16 protein-coding genes are annotated in these 14,780 nt (G+C 71.0%); 7 read left to right on the top strand and 9 right to left on the bottom strand.

Features of this window, described 5'->3' with window-relative positions:
- Positions 1–1,183 precede the first annotated feature (1,183 nt).
- Positions 1,184–2,395: a phosphoserine phosphatase SerB gene (serB, locus tag DI272_RS37795; protein ID WP_109499684.1), complete on the top strand. Its 1,212-nt coding sequence runs from the start codon at positions 1,184–1,186 to the stop codon at positions 2,393–2,395.
- Between the two features lie 124 nt (positions 2,396–2,519).
- On the opposite strand, the gene DI272_RS37790 is transcribed toward serB, so the two are convergent.
- From DI272_RS37790 to DI272_RS37775, 4 genes are all read right to left on the bottom strand, one after another.
- Positions 2,520–3,038: a histidine phosphatase family protein gene (locus tag DI272_RS37790; RefSeq protein WP_109499683.1), complete on the bottom strand. Its 519-nt coding sequence runs from the start codon at positions 3,036–3,038 to the stop codon at positions 2,520–2,522.
- A 100-nt stretch (positions 3,039–3,138) separates the two neighbouring features.
- A complete protein-coding gene (locus tag DI272_RS37785; RefSeq protein WP_109499682.1) occupies positions 3,139–3,345 on the bottom strand; it encodes a hypothetical protein in 207 nt (68 codons plus the stop codon).
- Positions 3,346–3,613: 268 nt separating this feature from the next.
- The gene (locus tag DI272_RS45745) at positions 3,614–3,730 is read right to left on the bottom strand and encodes an SGM_5486 family transporter-associated protein (RefSeq protein WP_107055787.1); all 117 of its coding nucleotides are present in this window, start codon (positions 3,728–3,730) and stop codon (positions 3,614–3,616) included.
- A 51-nt stretch (positions 3,731–3,781) separates the two neighbouring features.
- A complete protein-coding gene (locus DI272_RS37775; protein ID WP_109499681.1) occupies positions 3,782–5,137 on the bottom strand; it encodes a CynX/NimT family MFS transporter in 1,356 nt (451 codons plus the stop codon).
- 70 nt (positions 5,138–5,207) lie between these two features.
- Between DI272_RS37775 and DI272_RS37770 the strand changes: the two genes are divergently transcribed.
- Positions 5,208–5,897 carry a FadR/GntR family transcriptional regulator gene (locus DI272_RS37770; RefSeq protein ID WP_109499680.1) on the top strand — a complete coding sequence of 230 codons (690 nt, stop codon included), beginning with the start codon at positions 5,208–5,210 and terminating at the stop codon, positions 5,895–5,897.
- On the opposite strand, the gene DI272_RS37765 is transcribed toward DI272_RS37770, so the two are convergent.
- From DI272_RS37765 to fabG, 3 genes are all read right to left on the bottom strand, one after another.
- Positions 5,878–6,213 carry a hypothetical protein gene (locus tag DI272_RS37765; protein WP_109499679.1) on the bottom strand — a complete coding sequence of 112 codons (336 nt, stop codon included), beginning with the start codon at positions 6,211–6,213 and terminating at the stop codon, positions 5,878–5,880. The genes DI272_RS37770 and DI272_RS37765 overlap by 20 nt on opposite strands.
- Before the next feature lie 147 nt (positions 6,214–6,360).
- Entirely contained in the window at positions 6,361–7,137 is a 777-nt protein-coding gene (fabI, locus tag DI272_RS37760; protein WP_109499678.1) for an enoyl-ACP reductase FabI, read from the bottom strand.
- Positions 7,138–7,142: 5 nt separating this feature from the next.
- Positions 7,143–7,847 carry a 3-oxoacyl-[acyl-carrier-protein] reductase gene (gene fabG / locus DI272_RS37755; protein ID WP_109499677.1) on the bottom strand — a complete coding sequence of 235 codons (705 nt, stop codon included), beginning with the start codon at positions 7,845–7,847 and terminating at the stop codon, positions 7,143–7,145.
- Between the two features lie 241 nt (positions 7,848–8,088).
- Here fabG and DI272_RS37750 point away from each other — a divergent pair, with 241 nt between their 5' ends.
- Genes DI272_RS37750 through tyrS form a run of 3 tightly spaced genes read left to right on the top strand, consistent with a single transcriptional unit; the run spans position 8,089 to position 12,316 of the window.
- On the top strand, positions 8,089–9,612 hold the full coding sequence (locus tag DI272_RS37750; protein ID WP_109499676.1) for a TldD/PmbA family protein: 1,524 nt from the start codon (positions 8,089–8,091) through the stop codon (positions 9,610–9,612).
- Positions 9,609–10,991, top strand: a complete 1,383-nt coding sequence (locus tag DI272_RS37745; RefSeq protein ID WP_109499675.1) for a metallopeptidase TldD-related protein — start codon at positions 9,609–9,611, stop codon at positions 10,989–10,991. Before DI272_RS37750 ends, DI272_RS37745 begins: the two co-directional genes overlap by 4 nt.
- Before the next feature lie 56 nt (positions 10,992–11,047).
- Positions 11,048–12,316 (top strand): tyrosine--tRNA ligase, encoded by a 1,269-nt coding sequence (gene tyrS / locus DI272_RS37740; RefSeq protein ID WP_109499674.1) that lies wholly within the window; start codon positions 11,048–11,050, stop codon positions 12,314–12,316.
- A gap of 63 nt (positions 12,317–12,379) precedes the next feature.
- Here the strand turns inward: tyrS and DI272_RS37735 are convergent, their stop codons facing one another.
- Positions 12,380–12,658, bottom strand: a complete 279-nt coding sequence (locus tag DI272_RS37735; protein ID WP_109499673.1) for a GlsB/YeaQ/YmgE family stress response membrane protein — start codon at positions 12,656–12,658, stop codon at positions 12,380–12,382.
- A gap of 244 nt (positions 12,659–12,902) precedes the next feature.
- Here DI272_RS37735 and DI272_RS37730 point away from each other — a divergent pair, with 244 nt between their 5' ends.
- Together DI272_RS37730 and DI272_RS37725 are read left to right on the top strand one after the other, a co-directional pair.
- Entirely contained in the window at positions 12,903–13,298 is a 396-nt protein-coding gene (locus tag DI272_RS37730) for a DUF3099 domain-containing protein (protein ID WP_109499672.1), read from the top strand.
- 215 nt (positions 13,299–13,513) lie between these two features.
- Positions 13,514–13,762 carry a hypothetical protein gene (locus DI272_RS37725; RefSeq protein WP_109499671.1) on the top strand — a complete coding sequence of 83 codons (249 nt, stop codon included), beginning with the start codon at positions 13,514–13,516 and terminating at the stop codon, positions 13,760–13,762.
- Here DI272_RS37725 and moaA read toward each other — a convergent pair.
- The gene (moaA, locus tag DI272_RS37720) at positions 13,759–14,748 is read right to left on the bottom strand and encodes a GTP 3',8-cyclase MoaA (RefSeq protein ID WP_219933866.1); all 990 of its coding nucleotides are present in this window, start codon (positions 14,746–14,748) and stop codon (positions 13,759–13,761) included. The two genes, DI272_RS37725 and moaA, sit on opposite strands and share 4 nt — an antisense overlap.
- Between the last annotated feature and the right edge of the window lie 32 nt (positions 14,749–14,780).

Here is a 14,780-nt window from a genome sequence, read left to right as displayed (position 1 = left end):
GGTGAGGGTGGGCCGTATGCCGGTGGGGGCAGGCCGTACGCGGGTGAGGGTTCGCGTGCAGGGCGGGGTGGGGCTTCGGCGTCTGACGCCGGGCATGGTGGGGCTTCGGCATCCAGTGCCGGACACGGTGACGTGTCGGCATCCGGTGCCGGGCGCGGCGGGACTTCGGGAGAGGCCGGGCCCTATGCGCCGGGTACGCCGTACCGGCCGCCGAATCCCGCGACCAACCCGTATCTGCGGATGCCGGAGGAGCTGCGGGGGCCGGAGGACGCGCGACCACCCGAGGGGCGGGGCGCGGGGGTGACGGACGACCGTTCCGGAGGTGCACGACCGCCGTACGGCGCACCGCCCGGACGCGGCCGTCCGCCCGAGGACGCACCGCCGGAGCAGGGCGCGCCGCGGGAGAGGAGGTGGCGGGCGGAGCCGGCCCCACAGCCGCCGGCGGGCTCTTGGCAGCCGGGACAAGAGGCGCAGCCCACCCAGGGCTCCTGGCAGCAGGCGCGCCCAGCAGAGGGCGCACGACAGCCGGGGCAGCAGGCACACCCCGCAGAAGGCACTTGGCAGCCAGGACAGCAAGCACATCCCGCAGAAAGCCCACGGCAACCGGCACAGCCGACGCACCCCCCAGAGGGCCCACGGCGCCCGGAGCAAGAAGGGCGGTCGGCAGAAGGGTCACGGGGGCCCGGGTGCGACGGCCCGCAGGCCCGGGGCGCCTGGCGGGCGGGGTCGGCGCCGGGGGCCGGGCGCGGGCCGGTGCCGCGTTCTCAGGAGCCGGGCGGCGGCGGTGGTCGTGCCGAGGACGTGCGCGCGCCCGATCAGGCGGACTCGCCCGACGAGTCGCCCCCGGCCGAGGACGACATGTACGGCGCGCCCACCATGGTCCGCCCCATCGAGCCACCCTCGCGGAGGCCTCCCGGGGCACGCCCTGGGGGCCGGGGGCCTTCCGGGTCGGGCGAGGGGTCATCGACCCCGCCGCCTCCCCCTCCGCCTCCTCCGCCTCCCCCTCCTCCCCCACCCGGCAGGCCCAGGGGACGGAGGTGACCGCAGGGGCCGTGAGGTGCGCCGCACGGCCCCGTCGACCGTCCGTAAGATCCACTCCACCCGACCGACGCGGAGTGTTCCCTGTCCGCCAGGCGGACCTCAGGGGCGGGAGGCACTGCGTGCCGGATACGGTGGGTACACCATGAGCGCTTCGCAGACCTCCGACGTACCCACTCTTCTCGTCAAGATCTTCGGCAAGGACAAGCCGGGCATCACGGCCGGTCTCTTCGACACCCTCGCCGCCTACTCGGTCGACGTCGTCGACATCGAGCAGGTCGTCACCCGTGGCCGGATGGTGCTGTGCGCGCTCGTGACCGAGCCGCCGCGCGGGCTCGAGGGCGACCTGCGGTCGACCGTCCACAGTTGGGCGGAGTCGATGAAGATGCAGGCGGAGATCATCTCCGGCCTCGGCGACAACCGACCCCGTGGTCTCGGCCGTTCCCTGGTCACCGTGCTCGGGCACCCGCTCACCGCGGAGGCCACGGCCGCGATCGCCGCGCGGATCACCAAGGCCGGCGGCAACATCGACCGTATCTTCCGGCTCGCCAAGTACCCGGTGACGGCAGTGGAGTTCGCGGTCTCCGGTGTCGAGACCGAGCCGCTGCGCACCGCGCTGGTGACCGATGCCGCCGTGCTCGGGATCGACGTCGCCGTCGTCGCGGCCGGGCTGCACCGGCGAGCGCAACGACTGGTCGTCATGGACGTGGACTCCACGCTCATCCAGGACGAGGTCATCGAGCTCTTCGCGGCGCACGCCGGCTGCGAGGACAAGGTCGCCGAGGTGACGGCGGCCGCGATGCGCGGGGAGCTGGACTTCGAGCAGTCGCTGCACGCACGCGTGGCCCTGCTGAAGGGCCTGGACGCGTCCGTCGTCGACAAGGTGCGCGCGGAGGTGCGGCTGACGCCGGGCGCGCGGACGCTGATCCGCACGCTGAAGCGGCTCGGCTACCAAGTGGGCGTCGTCTCCGGCGGGTTCACCCAGGTGACCGACGATCTGAAGGAGCGGCTCGGGCTGGACTTCGCCCAGGCCAACACGCTGGAGATCGTCGACGGCAAGCTGACCGGGCGGGTCACCGGTGAGATCGTGGACCGGGCCGGCAAGGCGCGGCTGCTGCGCCGGTTCGCCGCCGAGGCGGGGGTGCCGCTCTCGCAGACCGTGGCGATCGGCGACGGCGCCAACGACCTGGACATGCTGAACGCGGCCGGTCTCGGGGTCGCCTTCAACGCCAAGCCGGTGGTGCGGGAGGCCGCGCACACCGCGGTGAACGTGCCGTTCCTCGACACTGTGCTCTATCTGCTGGGCGTGACCCGGGAAGAGGTCGAGGCGGCGGACACGCTGGACGAGGTTCTCTGAGCCGTCGGGACTCCGGGATCGGCAGGGGCCCGGCACCTCCGTGGTGCCGGGCCCCTGCTGCCGTCAGGCTGTCGTCAGGCTGTCGTCAGTCCCTCGTCAGGCCGTCGGCATGCCTGGGGGCGGGTCATTCCGACGGTGCCCAGTAGTCGGCGAGGGTGGCCACGCCCGGCTCCAGGCTCTTCCAGGAGCCGGTGAAGGTCAGCACCGCATAGGCGGCGGCCGGGAAGCCGCGGCGGCTCATCCGCTCGCGGGCGTCGCCCTCGGCCGCGCCCGCCAGGATCTCGGCGAGACCCTGCACACCCGGGTTGTGGCCGATCAGGACGATGTTCTGGGCGTCGTCCGGGGTCTCGTTGAGGACGGCGATGAGCTCGCCGGGAGATGCCTCGTAGACCCGCTCCTCGTAGACGGTTTTCGGCCGGTGCGCGAGTTCGTGCACGGCGAGTTTCCAGGTCTCACGGGTCCGGATCGCGGTGGAGCACAGGGCCAGGTCGAGGGTGATGTCGGTGTCGGCCAGCTTCCGCCCTGCCACGGCCGCGTCCATGCGACCCCGCTCGGCAAGCGGTCGCTCATGGTCGGACACCTGTGGCCAGTCGGCTTTCGCATGCCGGAAAAGGACAATCCTGCGGGGTTCTGCGACGCTCATGGGACCCAGCTTCGCATGAAACAGGCCATGGGGCGCAGGGAGTTGACATGCGGCTCCGGCGGCACGGGGCGATCACCGCGGGCCGGGTGTCGCGGGCCGCTCAGCGCGCGGCCAGCTGCTGGATGCGCTCGAAGAGATGAGCGATCGCGGGATCGCCCGCGGCGGCCTGCGCGTCGGCCGGGTTGAGTATCAGCGCGAGCAGCGTGATGAAGGCGAGGGTCGGCAGGGCGAGGGCCCACCAGGGCAGCCGGATGTCGGCGCGACCCCGGGTCGCCGGGTGGGGCGGGGTGTGCGATGGGGCCGACATGGGTGCCTCCGTGTCTCTCCGAGGGGCCGGTGGTCCGCTCGGTCGCGGCCACATCTCGAAGGTACGGACTCGGCGGCCCCCAACCCATCCGGTGATCCACCCAGTTGCCCCTGAGACTCGCCCCCTAGGGGATGGGGGGATAACCCCACCACCGGTCTCGCGGCGACCTGCCCGCGGGGTCACGGCATCACGGAACCCCACAGATCACCACGTCACGACGCCACCACGTCACCACACCACCGCGTCATCACATCGCGCCGTCACCGCGTCACGGCGAGGCGATCGTGGCGATGACGGCGATGATCACGAAGATGGCGAGGAACGAGCCGAAGACGATCAGCATCTTCTTCTGGCCGTTCTGCGGGTTCGGGTCGAGCACTGGCATACGGCAAGTCTCGCACCCCGGCCCGCAGACGCCCCGTGGGGGGGGGTGGCGTCAGCCGCCCGCCTCCTCCTCGACCGTCCGATCACGTCCGGCGAGGGCGCCCACGACCATCTGCGGGATCATCAGGCCGGTCATGAGGGCGATCGGCAGCCCCCAGCCGCCGCTGTGCTGGTACAGGACACCGACGAGGAGCGGCCCGGGGATGGAGATGAGATACCCGGCGCTCTGCGCGAAGGCGGACAGCTGGGCGACACCCGCGCCCGTCCTGGCCCGCATCCCGACCATGGTGAGGGCCAGCGGGAAGGCGCAGTTGGAGATACCCAGGAGGAGGGCCCACGCCCAGGCCCCGGCGGCCGGCGCGAGGTACAGGCCGGCGTAGCCCGCGAGGCCGCAGAGGCCGAGCACCAGCACGATCGGGCCCTGGTGCGGCAGCCGGGTGGCCACGCGCGGGATGACGAAGGCGAGCGGTACGCCCATCACCATGGTGACCGCCAGCAGCAGTCCCGCCGTGCTCGCGGGCACGCCCGCGTCCCGGAAGATCTGCGGCATCCAGCCCATCGTGATGTAGGCGGCGGTGGCCTGGAGCCCGAAGAAGACGGCGAGCGCCCAGGCGGTGCGGCTCCGGGTGATCCGCAGCGCGGGCTGCTCCGCGTGCGCGGTCGCCTGCTCGGCGGGCGCCGCGTCCGACCGCCGTACGCCGTCCCGCTGCCGTACGCCATCCCGCTGCGGTGCGCCCTCCCGCTCCCGGTCGTCCCCCCGCTGCCGTACGAACGGGATCCAGGGCAGTACGGCGACGGCGGCCAGCCCCGCCCACACCGCGAGCCCGGTCTGCCAGCTGCCGCCCAGCAGGTCGGTCACCGGCACGGTCGCCGCGGCGGCCGTCGAGGTGCCGAGGGCCAGGGCCATCGAGTACAGGCCGGTCATGGAGCCGACCCGGTCGGGGAACCAGCGCTTGACGATGACCGGCATCAGGACGTTGCTGACCGCGATGCCCATGAGGGCGAGGGCGCTGGCGGCCAGGAACCCGGCGGTGCTGCCCAGGTACGGCCGGATCAGCAGGCCCGCCGTGATGGCGGCCATACCCGCGCACACCACCGCACCCGGTCCGAAGCGGCGGGCCAGACGCGGGGCCATGACGCCGAAGACGGCGAAGCAGAGCGGGGGCACGGAGGTGAGGAGTCCGGCGACGCTGCCGCTCATGCCGAGTCCGTCGCGGACCTCCTCCAGAAGGGCGCCGAGGCTGGTGATGGCGGGGCGGAGGTTGACGGCGGCCAGCACGATGCCGAGCACGAGCAGTCGCGTCGTCCACGCGCGCGTGGACGGCTGCCGGCTCTCGTCCGTCGCCGAGCTTCGTATGTGCGGGGACGTCGTCGTCCGGGTTTCCTCGCTTGCCATGACGCCCATCATAGAATCATGGGATGATTGGTTGTCCATTCCCCGGCCGCCGCTCGGCGCCCGTCCCGTGCGAAGGTGAGCCATGCCTTTGAGCCACCCCCGTCGATCGGCGCTGTCCGAGCAGGTCATCGCCTCGCTGCGGCAGCAGATCACGTCCGGTGAGTGGCCGGTCGGATCGCGCATCCCGACGGAGCCTGAGCTGGTCGAGCAGCTCGGAGTGGCCCGCAACACGGTCCGCGAGGCCGTCCGGGCGCTCGCGCACAACGGCCTGCTGGACATCCGCCAGGGCTCCGGCACCTACGTCGTCGCCACCAGCGAGCTGGCCGGGGTGATGCACCGCCGCTTCGCCGACGCCGACCCCCGGCACATCGCCGAGCTGCGCTCCACGCTGGAGTCGTCCGCCGCGAAGCTGGCCGCCGAGCGCCGTACGGAGAAGGACCTCAAGCAGCTCGACGCGCTGCTCGTCCGGCGTGAGGAGGCCTGGGAGGCGCGGGACAAGGAGGCCTTCGTGGCGGCGGACGCGACCTTCCATCTCGCGGTGGTCTCGGCGTCCCACAACGACGTGATGACGGCGATGTACGCCGACCTCGGCGAGGTGCTGCGGGACTGGCTGCGCGACGACGTCGGCGAGGAGATGACGCCGGAGACGCACCTGGACCACTCGGGGCTGGTGGACGCGATCCGCGCGGGCGACGCGCAGACGGCCGCGGCGCAGGCGGCGAGTTACCCGTTCCAGTGCCGGCCGGGGCTGTTCAGCCCTTCTGGTGACTGACCCACACCGAGCGGACTTCCTTCCAGCAGCGGCCGTCGAGCCGTACCGTCTGCGCGGGCCCGGCCGCCACGGGCTTGCCGTCGCTGTCCACGTCCCACCACCGGTCGCACTCGATGTGCAGCCGGACCCGGTCGACGTCGGGGTAGGGGTTGTGGCAGTACGCGGTCACGCGGGAGCCGGTGACCTTGCTGTAGCACGCGGCGCCGAACAGGTCCGGGGCCGCCTTTTCGCGCACCTGGGGTGACGCTTCGTGCGGAAGGGACATCAGCAGGACGGCTGCGACGGCTATCGGGGCCAGGCTGCGGGACAAGCGCACAAGGGGGACCTCCTCGGCCGTGCTGGGGAGGGAAGCGGTGAACGCGTAATCCAGAGTGCCCAGTTGTGCCGCTCCCCCGCCCGGCCGGATGGGCCGAACGGGTGAGGGCCCGCGTTCCGGGGAACGCGGGCCCTCACCGTGGGAGTGTCAGGCGCCGATGGCGTGCAGACCGCCGTCGACGTGGACGATCTCGCCGGTGGTCTTCGGGAACCAGTCCGACAGCAGCGCCACGACACCGCGACCGGCCGGCTCCGGGTCCTCCAGCTTCCACTCCAGCGGGGAGCGGCTGTCCCACACGGCGGCCAGCTCGGCGAAGCCCGGGATGGACTTGGCGGCCATGGAGCCGATCGGCCCCGCCGAGATCAGGTTGCAGCGGATGTCGTGCTTGCCGAGGTCACGCGCCATGTAGCGGTTGGTGGCCTCCAGGGCGGCCTTGGCGGGGCCCATCCAGTCGTACTGCGGCCAGGCGAACTGCGCGTCGAAGGTGAGACCGACGACGGAGCCGCCCTCGGTCATCAGCGGCAGCAGCGCCATGGTCAGCGACTTCAGGGAGAAGGCGGAGACATGCATGGCGGTGGCCACGGACTCGAACGGCGTGTTCAGGAAGTTGCCGCCGAGCGCGTCCTGCGGCGCGAAGCCGATGGAGTGCACGACCCCGTCGAGCTTGTCGCCGAGGTGCTCACGGACCTGGCTCTCCAGGCGGGCGAGGTGCTCGTCGTTGGAGACGTCGAGCTCCAGGACCTTGACCTTCTCGGGCTGGGGCAGCTTCTTGGCGATGCGCTCGGTGAGCGTCGGCCGCGGCCACGCGGTGAGGATGATCTCCGCGCCCTGCTCCTGGGCCAGCTTCGCGGTGTGGAAGGCGATGGAGGACTCCATCAGCACACCGGTGATGAGGATCTTCTTGCCCTCGAGGATTCCAGCCATGGTGTTCAGTGACCCATTCCCAGTCCGCCGTCAACCGGGATGACGGCTCCAGTGATGTACGAGGCGTCGTCGGAGGCGAGGAACCGCACCGTCGCGGCGACTTCCTCCGGCTGCGCGTAACGGCCGAGCGGCACCTGCTGGACGATGTTCGCGCGCTGCTCGTCGGTGAGCGCCTTGGTCATGTCGGTGTCGACGAAACCGGGGGCGACGACGTTGAACGTGATGTTGCGCGAGCCCAGCTCACGCGCGAGCGAGCGCGCGAAGCCGACCAGGGCGGCCTTGGAGGCGGCGTAGTTGGCCTGGCCGGGGCCGCCGAGGAGCCCGACGACCGAGGAGATGAGCACGACGCGGCCCTTCTTGGCGCGCAGCATGCCGCGGTTGGCACGCTTGACGACGCGGAAGGTGCCGGTGAGGTTGGTGTCGAGGACGGACGTGAAGTCCTCCTCGGACATCCGCATCAGCAGCGTGTCCTTGGTGATGCCGGCGTTGGCGACCAGGACCTCGACCGGGCCGTGCTCGGCCTCGATCTCCTTGTAGGCCTGCTCCACCTGCTCGGTGTCGGTGATGTCGCACTTGACGGCCAGGAAGCCGGCCGGTGGCTCGCCCGAGCGGTACGTGATCGCGACCTTGTCGCCGGCGTCGGCGAAAGCGCGGGCGATGGCGAGGCCGATGCCCCGGTTGCCTCCGGTGACGAGAACCGAGCGGCTCAACGGATCACCCTTTCGATAGCGGTCTGAATACCCGCCCGAACACCTGGATGACAGGCGGCTTCCTCGAAAACCTATCGGTCCCCGACCTCCTGCGGACAATCGGGCACCGACAGTGGCTAAGGGGACTCGCTGTCGGGTCCCTACAGAAGCAGACGCGGTCGGCACGGAAACGTATGGTCCCTGGCCCCGCCCACGCGACATGATCGGAGTCCACAGGTCACGACAGCAGGGAGATACCTCGGTGCCTCATACCATCGACGAAGCCTTCACAGCGCTTCCGCTACGCGCCCTCGCCGACGCCGCGCTGGCACGCGCGCGTGCGCTGGGCGCCGAGCACGCGGACTTCCGGTTCGAGCGGGTGCGCAGCGCGTCCTGGCGGCTGAGGGACGCCAAGCCGGCCGGGTCCTCGGACACCACCGACCTCGGGTACGCGGTGCGGGTCGTGCACGGTGGGACCTGGGGATTCGCGTCCGGCGTCGATCTGACCATGGACGCGGCGGCGCGGGTCGCCTCGCAGGCGGTGGCCATGGCGAAGCTGTCCGCCCAGGTGATCAAGGCAGCGGGTTCGGACGAGCGGGTGGAGCTCGCCGACGAGCCGGTGCACGCCGAGAAGACGTGGATCTCGTCGTACGAGATCGACCCGTTCACCGTGCCCGACGAGGAGAAGGCGGGGCTGCTCGCGGAGTGGAGCGCGCGGCTGCTGGCCGCGAACGGCGTCAACCACGTCGACGCCTCGCTGCTCACCGTCCACGAGAACAAGTTCTACGCCGACACGGCCGGGACCGTGACCACGCAGCAGCGGGTGCGGCTGCATCCGCAGCTGACCGCGGTGTCGGTCGACGAGTCGAGCGGCGAGTTCGAATCGATGCGCACCATCGCCCCGCCGGTCGGCCGTGGCTGGGAGTACCTCACGGGCACCGGCTGGGACTGGGACGACGAGCTGGCACGCATCCCCGAGCTGCTCGCCGAGAAGATGCGGGCGCCGAGCGTCGAGGCCGGGGTGTACGACCTGGTCGTCGACCCGTCCAACCTGTGGCTGACCATCCACGAGTCCATCGGCCACGCCACCGAGCTGGACCGCGCCCTCGGCTACGAGGCCGCCTACGCCGGCACCTCCTTCGCCACCTTCGACCAGCTCGGCAAGCTGCGCTACGGCTCCGAGCTGATGAACGTCACCGGCGACCGCACCGCCGAGCACGGCCTGGCGACCATCGGCTACGACGACGAGGGCGTCGAGGGCCAGTCCTGGGACCTGGTCAAGGACGGCACGCTGGTGGGCTACCAGCTGGACCGGCGGATCGCGAAGCTGACCGGCTTCGAACGCTCCAACGGCTGCGCCTTCGCCGACTCCCCCGGCCACGTTCCGGTGCAGCGCATGGCCAACGTGTCCCTCCAGCCCGACCCGGCCGGGATGTCGACCGAGGACCTGATCGGCGGGGTCGATCGCGGCATCTACGTCGTCGGCGACCGGTCCTGGTCCATCGACATGCAGCGCTACAACTTCCAGTTCACCGGCCAGCGCTTCTTCAAGATCGAGAACGGCCGGATCACCGGCCAGCTGCGGGACGTCGCCTACCAGGCGACCACCACCGACTTCTGGGGCTCGATGGCCGCCGTCGGCGGCCCGCAGACGTATGTCCTCGGCGGCGCCTTCAACTGCGGCAAGGCCCAGCCCGGACAGGTCGCCGCGGTCTCGCACGGCTGCCCCTCCGCGCTCTTCAAGGGCGTCAACATCCTCAACACCACCCAGGAGGCCGGTCGATGAACAAGCCGCACGAGATCGTCGAGCGCGCCCTGGAGCTGTCCCGCGCGGACGGCTGCGTCGTCATCGCCGACGAGCAGTCCACGGCGAACCTGCGCTGGGCCGCCAACGCGCTCACCACCAACGGGGTCACACGCACCCGTACCCTCACGGTGATCGCGACGGTCGACGGCAAGGAGGGCACCGCCTCCGGTGTCGTCTCCCGGGCCGCCGTAACCGTGGACGAGCTGGAGCCCCTGGTGCGGGCCGCGGAGGCGGCTGCCCGCGGTGCCGCGCCCGCCGAGGACGCCCAGCCGCTCGTCACGGGCGTACCGGCGTCCCCGGACTTCACGGACGCGCCCGCCGCGACCTCCTCCGCGGTCTTCGCGGACTTCGCCCCGGCGCTCGGCGAGTCCTTCGCACGCGCGCGTGCGGGCGGCCGGGAGTTGTACGGCTTCGCCAACCACGAACTGGTCTCCAGCTACCTCGGTACGTCCACGGGGCTGCGGCTGCGGCACGACCAGCCCAACGGCACGCTGGAGCTGAACGCCAAGTCGCCGGACCGTACGCGCTCGGCATGGGCGGGCCGCTCCACCCGGGACTTCAAGGACGTCGACCCGGCCGCGCTGGACGCCGAGCTCGCCGTACGCCTGGGCTGGGCCGAGCGCAAGCACGACCTGCCCGCGGGGCGGTACGAGACGCTGCTGCCGCCGACCGCCGTGGCCGACCTGCTCATCTACCAGATGTGGTCGGCGTCGGGCCGGGACGCGGTCGAGGGGCGCACGGTGTTCTCCAAGCCGGGCGGCGGCACCCGCCTAGGCGAGAAGCTCACCGAGCTGCCGCTGACGCTGCGCAGCGACCCGAACGAGCCGGGTCTGGAGTCCGCGCCGTTCGTGCTCGCGCACTCCTCCGGCGGGGACTCGTCGGTGTTCGACAACGGGCTGCCGCTGACCGCCACCGAGTGGATGCGCGAGGGCGAGATCAGCAACCTGCTCACCAGCCGGCACAGCGCCGGGCTGACCGGGCTGCCGGTGGCGCCGGGCATCGACAACCTGATCCTCGACGGCGGGGAGGACCGGTCGATCGAGGAGATGGTCGCGAACACCGAGCGCGGGCTGCTGCTGACCTGCCTGTGGTACATCCGCGAGGTCGACCCGGCGACCCTGCTGCTGACGGGTCTGACCCGGGACGGTGTCTATCTCGTCGAGAACGGCGAGGTGACCGGCGAGGTCAACAACTTCCGGTTCAACGAGTCGCCGGTGGACCTGCTGGGCCGGGCCACCGAGGCCGGGCGCACGGAAAAGACGCTGCCGAGGGAGTGGAGCGACTGGTTCACTAGGGCTGCGATGCCGGCGCTGCGGGTGCCGGACTTCAATATGAGCTCTGTCAGTCGGGGCGTATAACCTCGTAGCCGGTGGTCACTCGACCGCCCGAAGATCATCAAGGAGACGCGAGAACCGTGACGGACATCGTCGACGAGCTGAAGTGGCGTGGGCTGATCGCCCTCTCCACTGACGAGGACGCATTGCGCAAGGCGTTCGCGGACGGTCCCGTCACGTTCTATTGCGGCTTCGACCCGACCGCGCCCAGCCTGCACCTCGGCAACCTCGTGCAGATCCTGACGATGCGCCGCATCCAGGACGCGGGCAACCGCCCCCTGGGTCTGGTCGGAGGCGCCACCGGCCTGATCGGTGACCCGAAGCCGAACTCCGAGCGCACGCTCAACGCCCCCGAGACCGTCGCCCAGTGGGTCGAGCGGCTGCGCGCGCAGATCGCCCCGCTGCTGGACTTCGAGGGGCCGAACGCCGCGGTCATGGTCAACAACCTGGACTGGACCCAGGGCCTGTCGGCCATCGAGTTCCTGCGGGACGTCGGCAAGCACTTCCGGGTCAACAAGATGATCGCGAAGGAGGCCGTCTCCCGGCGGCTCAACTCCGACGCGGGCATCAGCTACACCGAGTTCAGCTACCAGATCCTGCAGGGCATGGACTTCCTGGAGCTGTACCGGAGGTACGGCTGCACTCTCCAGACCGGCGGCAGCGACCAGTGGGGCAACCTCACCTCGGGCACCGACCTGATCCACCGGGTCGAGCCGGAGGCCGTGGTGCACGCGCTGGGCACTCCGCTGATCACCAAGGCCGACGGCACCAAGTTCGGCAAGACGGAGTCCGGCACGGTCTGGCTCGACCCCGAGATGACCACGCCGTACGCCTTCTACCAGTTCTGGCTGAACGCGGACGACCGGGACGTCTCCAAGTTCCTGCGGATCTTCAGCTTCAAGTCCCGCGAGGAGATCGAGGAGCTGGAGAAGGCGACCGAGGAGCGTCCTCAGGCCCGTGCCGCCCAGCGCGCGCTGGCCGAGGAGCTGACGACGCTGGTGCACGGCGCCGACCAGACGGCCGCGGTGATCGGCGCGTCCCGCGCCCTCTTCGGTCAGGGCGAGCTGGCGGACCTCGACGAGAAGACGCTGGCGGCGGCCCTGTCCGAGGTGCCGCATGTCCAGGTCGCCGAGCTCGGGCCCGTCGTCGACCTGCTCGCCGAGGTCGGTCTCGTGGCCAGCAAGTCGGCCGCGCGGCGGACCGTGAAGGAGGGCGGGGCCTACGTGAACAATGTCAAGGTCGCGGCCGAGGACGCGGTCCCCGCGAAGGAGGACCTGCTCCACGGGCGGTGGCTGGTGCTGCGCCGGGGCAAGAAGAACCTCGCCGCGGTCGAGGTCACCGGCGCCTAGACAGCGCGAAGGGGGCGGCTCTCGTCGAGAGGGCCGCCCCCTTCGTCGTACGCCCTGTCCGTGTCAGGCTTGCTGTTTCCTCTTGCCCAGCGTCGCCATGTACAGCATGTCGCCCACGCCAACGATGATGATCGCGGCGATCAGCTGGAAGGCGTGACGGCTCCAGTCGATGCCGCGGGTCGCGTCGACGCCCGCCCAGCGCGCGATCGCGTTGCCGACGAGGGCGCCCAGCATGCCGAAGATCGTCGTCAACCAGAGCGGACTGTGCTGCTTGCCCGGGAGGATCGCTTTCGCGATCAGCCCCAGCACGAATCCCACGATGATCGCCCACAACCAGCCCATGGCTGCCTCCTCGTACGGCTCTACGTGAGCATTACGGCCAGTGTCGGCCCATGTGCCGTACGACGCATGTCGAGTCGTCCGTACGCGCCGCTGCGCAGGTGGATCGCCTCGGCGGGAGGTGCCCCGGTCTCGTAGGCGGCTGAGACGCGGCGTAACGTAGGACGTGTCCGGGCCCGGGTCTCGTGCCGGGAGCGGAGCGGGAACGGGCCGGGGAGAGTCCGATGCGGGCGGATGGTGGAATGTGATGCGGAAGCAGCAGGCAGGCGGCGGCCAGGTTTTCCGGATCACCGGAGCCCGGGCGGGCCTCCAGGAGGACGTACGCGGCCGGCAGCGGCGGTACGTGATCTCGATGTCCGTGCGCACCCTGTCGGTGATTCTCGCGGCCAGCCTCTGGAACGTCGAACGGCACGTCGCGATCGTCGCGTTGGTGCTGGGGGCGCTGCTTCCCTACGTCGCGGTGGTCATCGCCAACGCGGGGCGGGAGAACGCGCCGGGCCTGCCGTCCACCTTCGTGAGCGCTCCGGCGCGGCCGATGATCGCGCCGCCGACCGCCGACGAGCGTTTCGCGGAACCCTTCCCGGAAGGCGCCGCGGACGGCCCGCCCGCGGGTGTGCGGAGCGAGCCCCACGAGCGGATGTGACGCTCGGCGGAGGGGGCACAACCGGATGTCACCTCCGGACCAAGCTCAAGAAAAGCTCAGATCAATCATGTTGTTCCAGTGCCGGGTGACGGGCTACCCGTGACATACTTCCTACGCGCTCCGCATCCCCCGTCGGAGCGACAGACCGACGCCGGGCAGCTCCCCCCGTGGCTGCTCGGCGTCGCCTTTTCCAGCGCAGTTGGTGAGACGAAGCAGTGAGTGAAGAGACCGCGCCGATCTGTTCGGCGAAGGGCTGCCGGGTCGACGCGGTGTGGGTGCTCGCCTGGAACAACCCGAAGCTGCACACGCCGGAGCGCAGGAAGACCTGGCTGGCGTGCGAGGAGCATCGGGAACATCTGTCCCAGTTCCTCGGGGTGCGGGGATTCCTCAAGGACGTGGTCCTTCTCAAGGAATGGGAATCCCCCGAGGGCGCCCAGGCGCCCGGGAGCCCGTCCGGGGCCTAGCCGCCGATCGCCGACATCGGGCGGTCCGGCTGGACGAACGTCGGGTCGTCCAGGCCCGCGCCCGCCTTCTTGCCCCACATCGCCGTCCGCCAGATGCGGGCTATCTCCTCGTCCGGGGCGCCCGAGCGCAGGGCCGCGCGGAGGTCTGTCTCCTCCTGGGCGAACAGGCAGGTGCGGACCTGGCCGTCGGCCGTCAGGCGGGTGCGGTCGCAGGCCGCGCAGAACGGGCGGGTGACTGAGGCGATGACCCCCACCACATGCGGACCGCCGTCGACGATCCAGCGCTCCGCCGGAGCCGAGCCGCGCTTCTCCGAGCCCTCCTCGGTCAGCTCGAAGCGGGTGCGGAGCGAGGTGAGGATGTCGCCCGCGGTGATCATGCCGTCGCGCTTCCAGCCGTGCTGGGCGTCCAGGGGCATCTGCTCGATGAAGCGCAGTTCGTAGTCGTGCTCCACCGCCCAGGCCAGCAGGTCGGGGGCCTCGTCCTCGTTCAGCCCCGGCATCAGGACCGAGTTGACCTTCACCGGGGTCAGGCCCGCCTCGCGGGCGGCGTACAGGCCCTCGATGACGTCCTTGTGGCGGTCCCGGCGGGTGAGGGTCTTGAAGACGTCCGGGCGCAGGGTGTCGAGGGAGACGTTGACCCGGTCCAGGCCCGCGGCCTTCAGGGCCGTCGCGGTGCGCTTGAGGCCGATGCCGTTGGTCGTCAGGGACATCTGGGGGCGGGGTTCGAGGGCGGCGACGCGCTCCACGATGCCGACCAGGCCGGGGCGCAGCAGGGGCTCGCCGCCGGTGAAGCGGACCTCCTCGATGCCGAGGGAGGTGACGGCGATGTCGATCAGGCGGACGATCTCGTCGTCCGTGAGGAGGTCCGGCTTGGCCAGCCACTGCAGGCCCTCTTCGGGCATGCAGTACGTACAGCGCAGGTTGCACCGGTCGGTCAGCGACACTCGCAGGTCGGTGGCCTGCCGGCCGAAGGTGTCGATGAGCACGCGGCCCCCTCCCTTGTCGCGGAGCATTCGTT

The sequence above is a fragment of the Streptomyces sp. Act143 genome (assembly GCF_003143935.1).
Taxonomy (GTDB): domain Bacteria; phylum Actinomycetota; class Actinomycetes; order Streptomycetales; family Streptomycetaceae; genus Streptomyces.
The sequence above is the reverse complement of the archived record's forward strand: the minus strand, read 5'-3'. Positions and strand labels throughout refer to the sequence as shown.

Coding starts and splice junctions, on each gene's coding strand:
- fabI (WP_109499678.1), bottom strand. CDS start 7,137: ATGGCTGGAATCCTCGAGGGCAAGAAGATCCTCATCACCGGTGTGCTG.
- DI272_RS37770 (WP_109499680.1), top strand. CDS start 5,208: ATGCCTTTGAGCCACCCCCGTCGATCGGCGCTGTCCGAGCAGGTCATC.
- serB (WP_109499684.1), top strand. CDS start 1,184: ATGAGCGCTTCGCAGACCTCCGACGTACCCACTCTTCTCGTCAAGATC.
- DI272_RS37775 (WP_109499681.1), bottom strand. CDS start 5,137: ATGATGGGCGTCATGGCAAGCGAGGAAACCCGGACGACGACGTCCCCG.
- DI272_RS37790 (WP_109499683.1), bottom strand. CDS start 3,038: ATGAGCGTCGCAGAACCCCGCAGGATTGTCCTTTTCCGGCATGCGAAA.
- DI272_RS37745 (WP_109499675.1), top strand. CDS start 9,609: ATGAACAAGCCGCACGAGATCGTCGAGCGCGCCCTGGAGCTGTCCCGC.
- DI272_RS37735 (WP_109499673.1), bottom strand. CDS start 12,658: ATGGGCTGGTTGTGGGCGATCATCGTGGGATTCGTGCTGGGGCTGATC.
- DI272_RS37730 (WP_109499672.1), top strand. CDS start 12,903: ATGCGGAAGCAGCAGGCAGGCGGCGGCCAGGTTTTCCGGATCACCGGA.
- DI272_RS37785 (WP_109499682.1), bottom strand. CDS start 3,345: ATGTCGGCCCCATCGCACACCCCGCCCCACCCGGCGACCCGGGGTCGC.
- DI272_RS45745 (WP_107055787.1), bottom strand. CDS start 3,730: ATGCCAGTGCTCGACCCGAACCCGCAGAACGGCCAGAAGAAGATGCTG.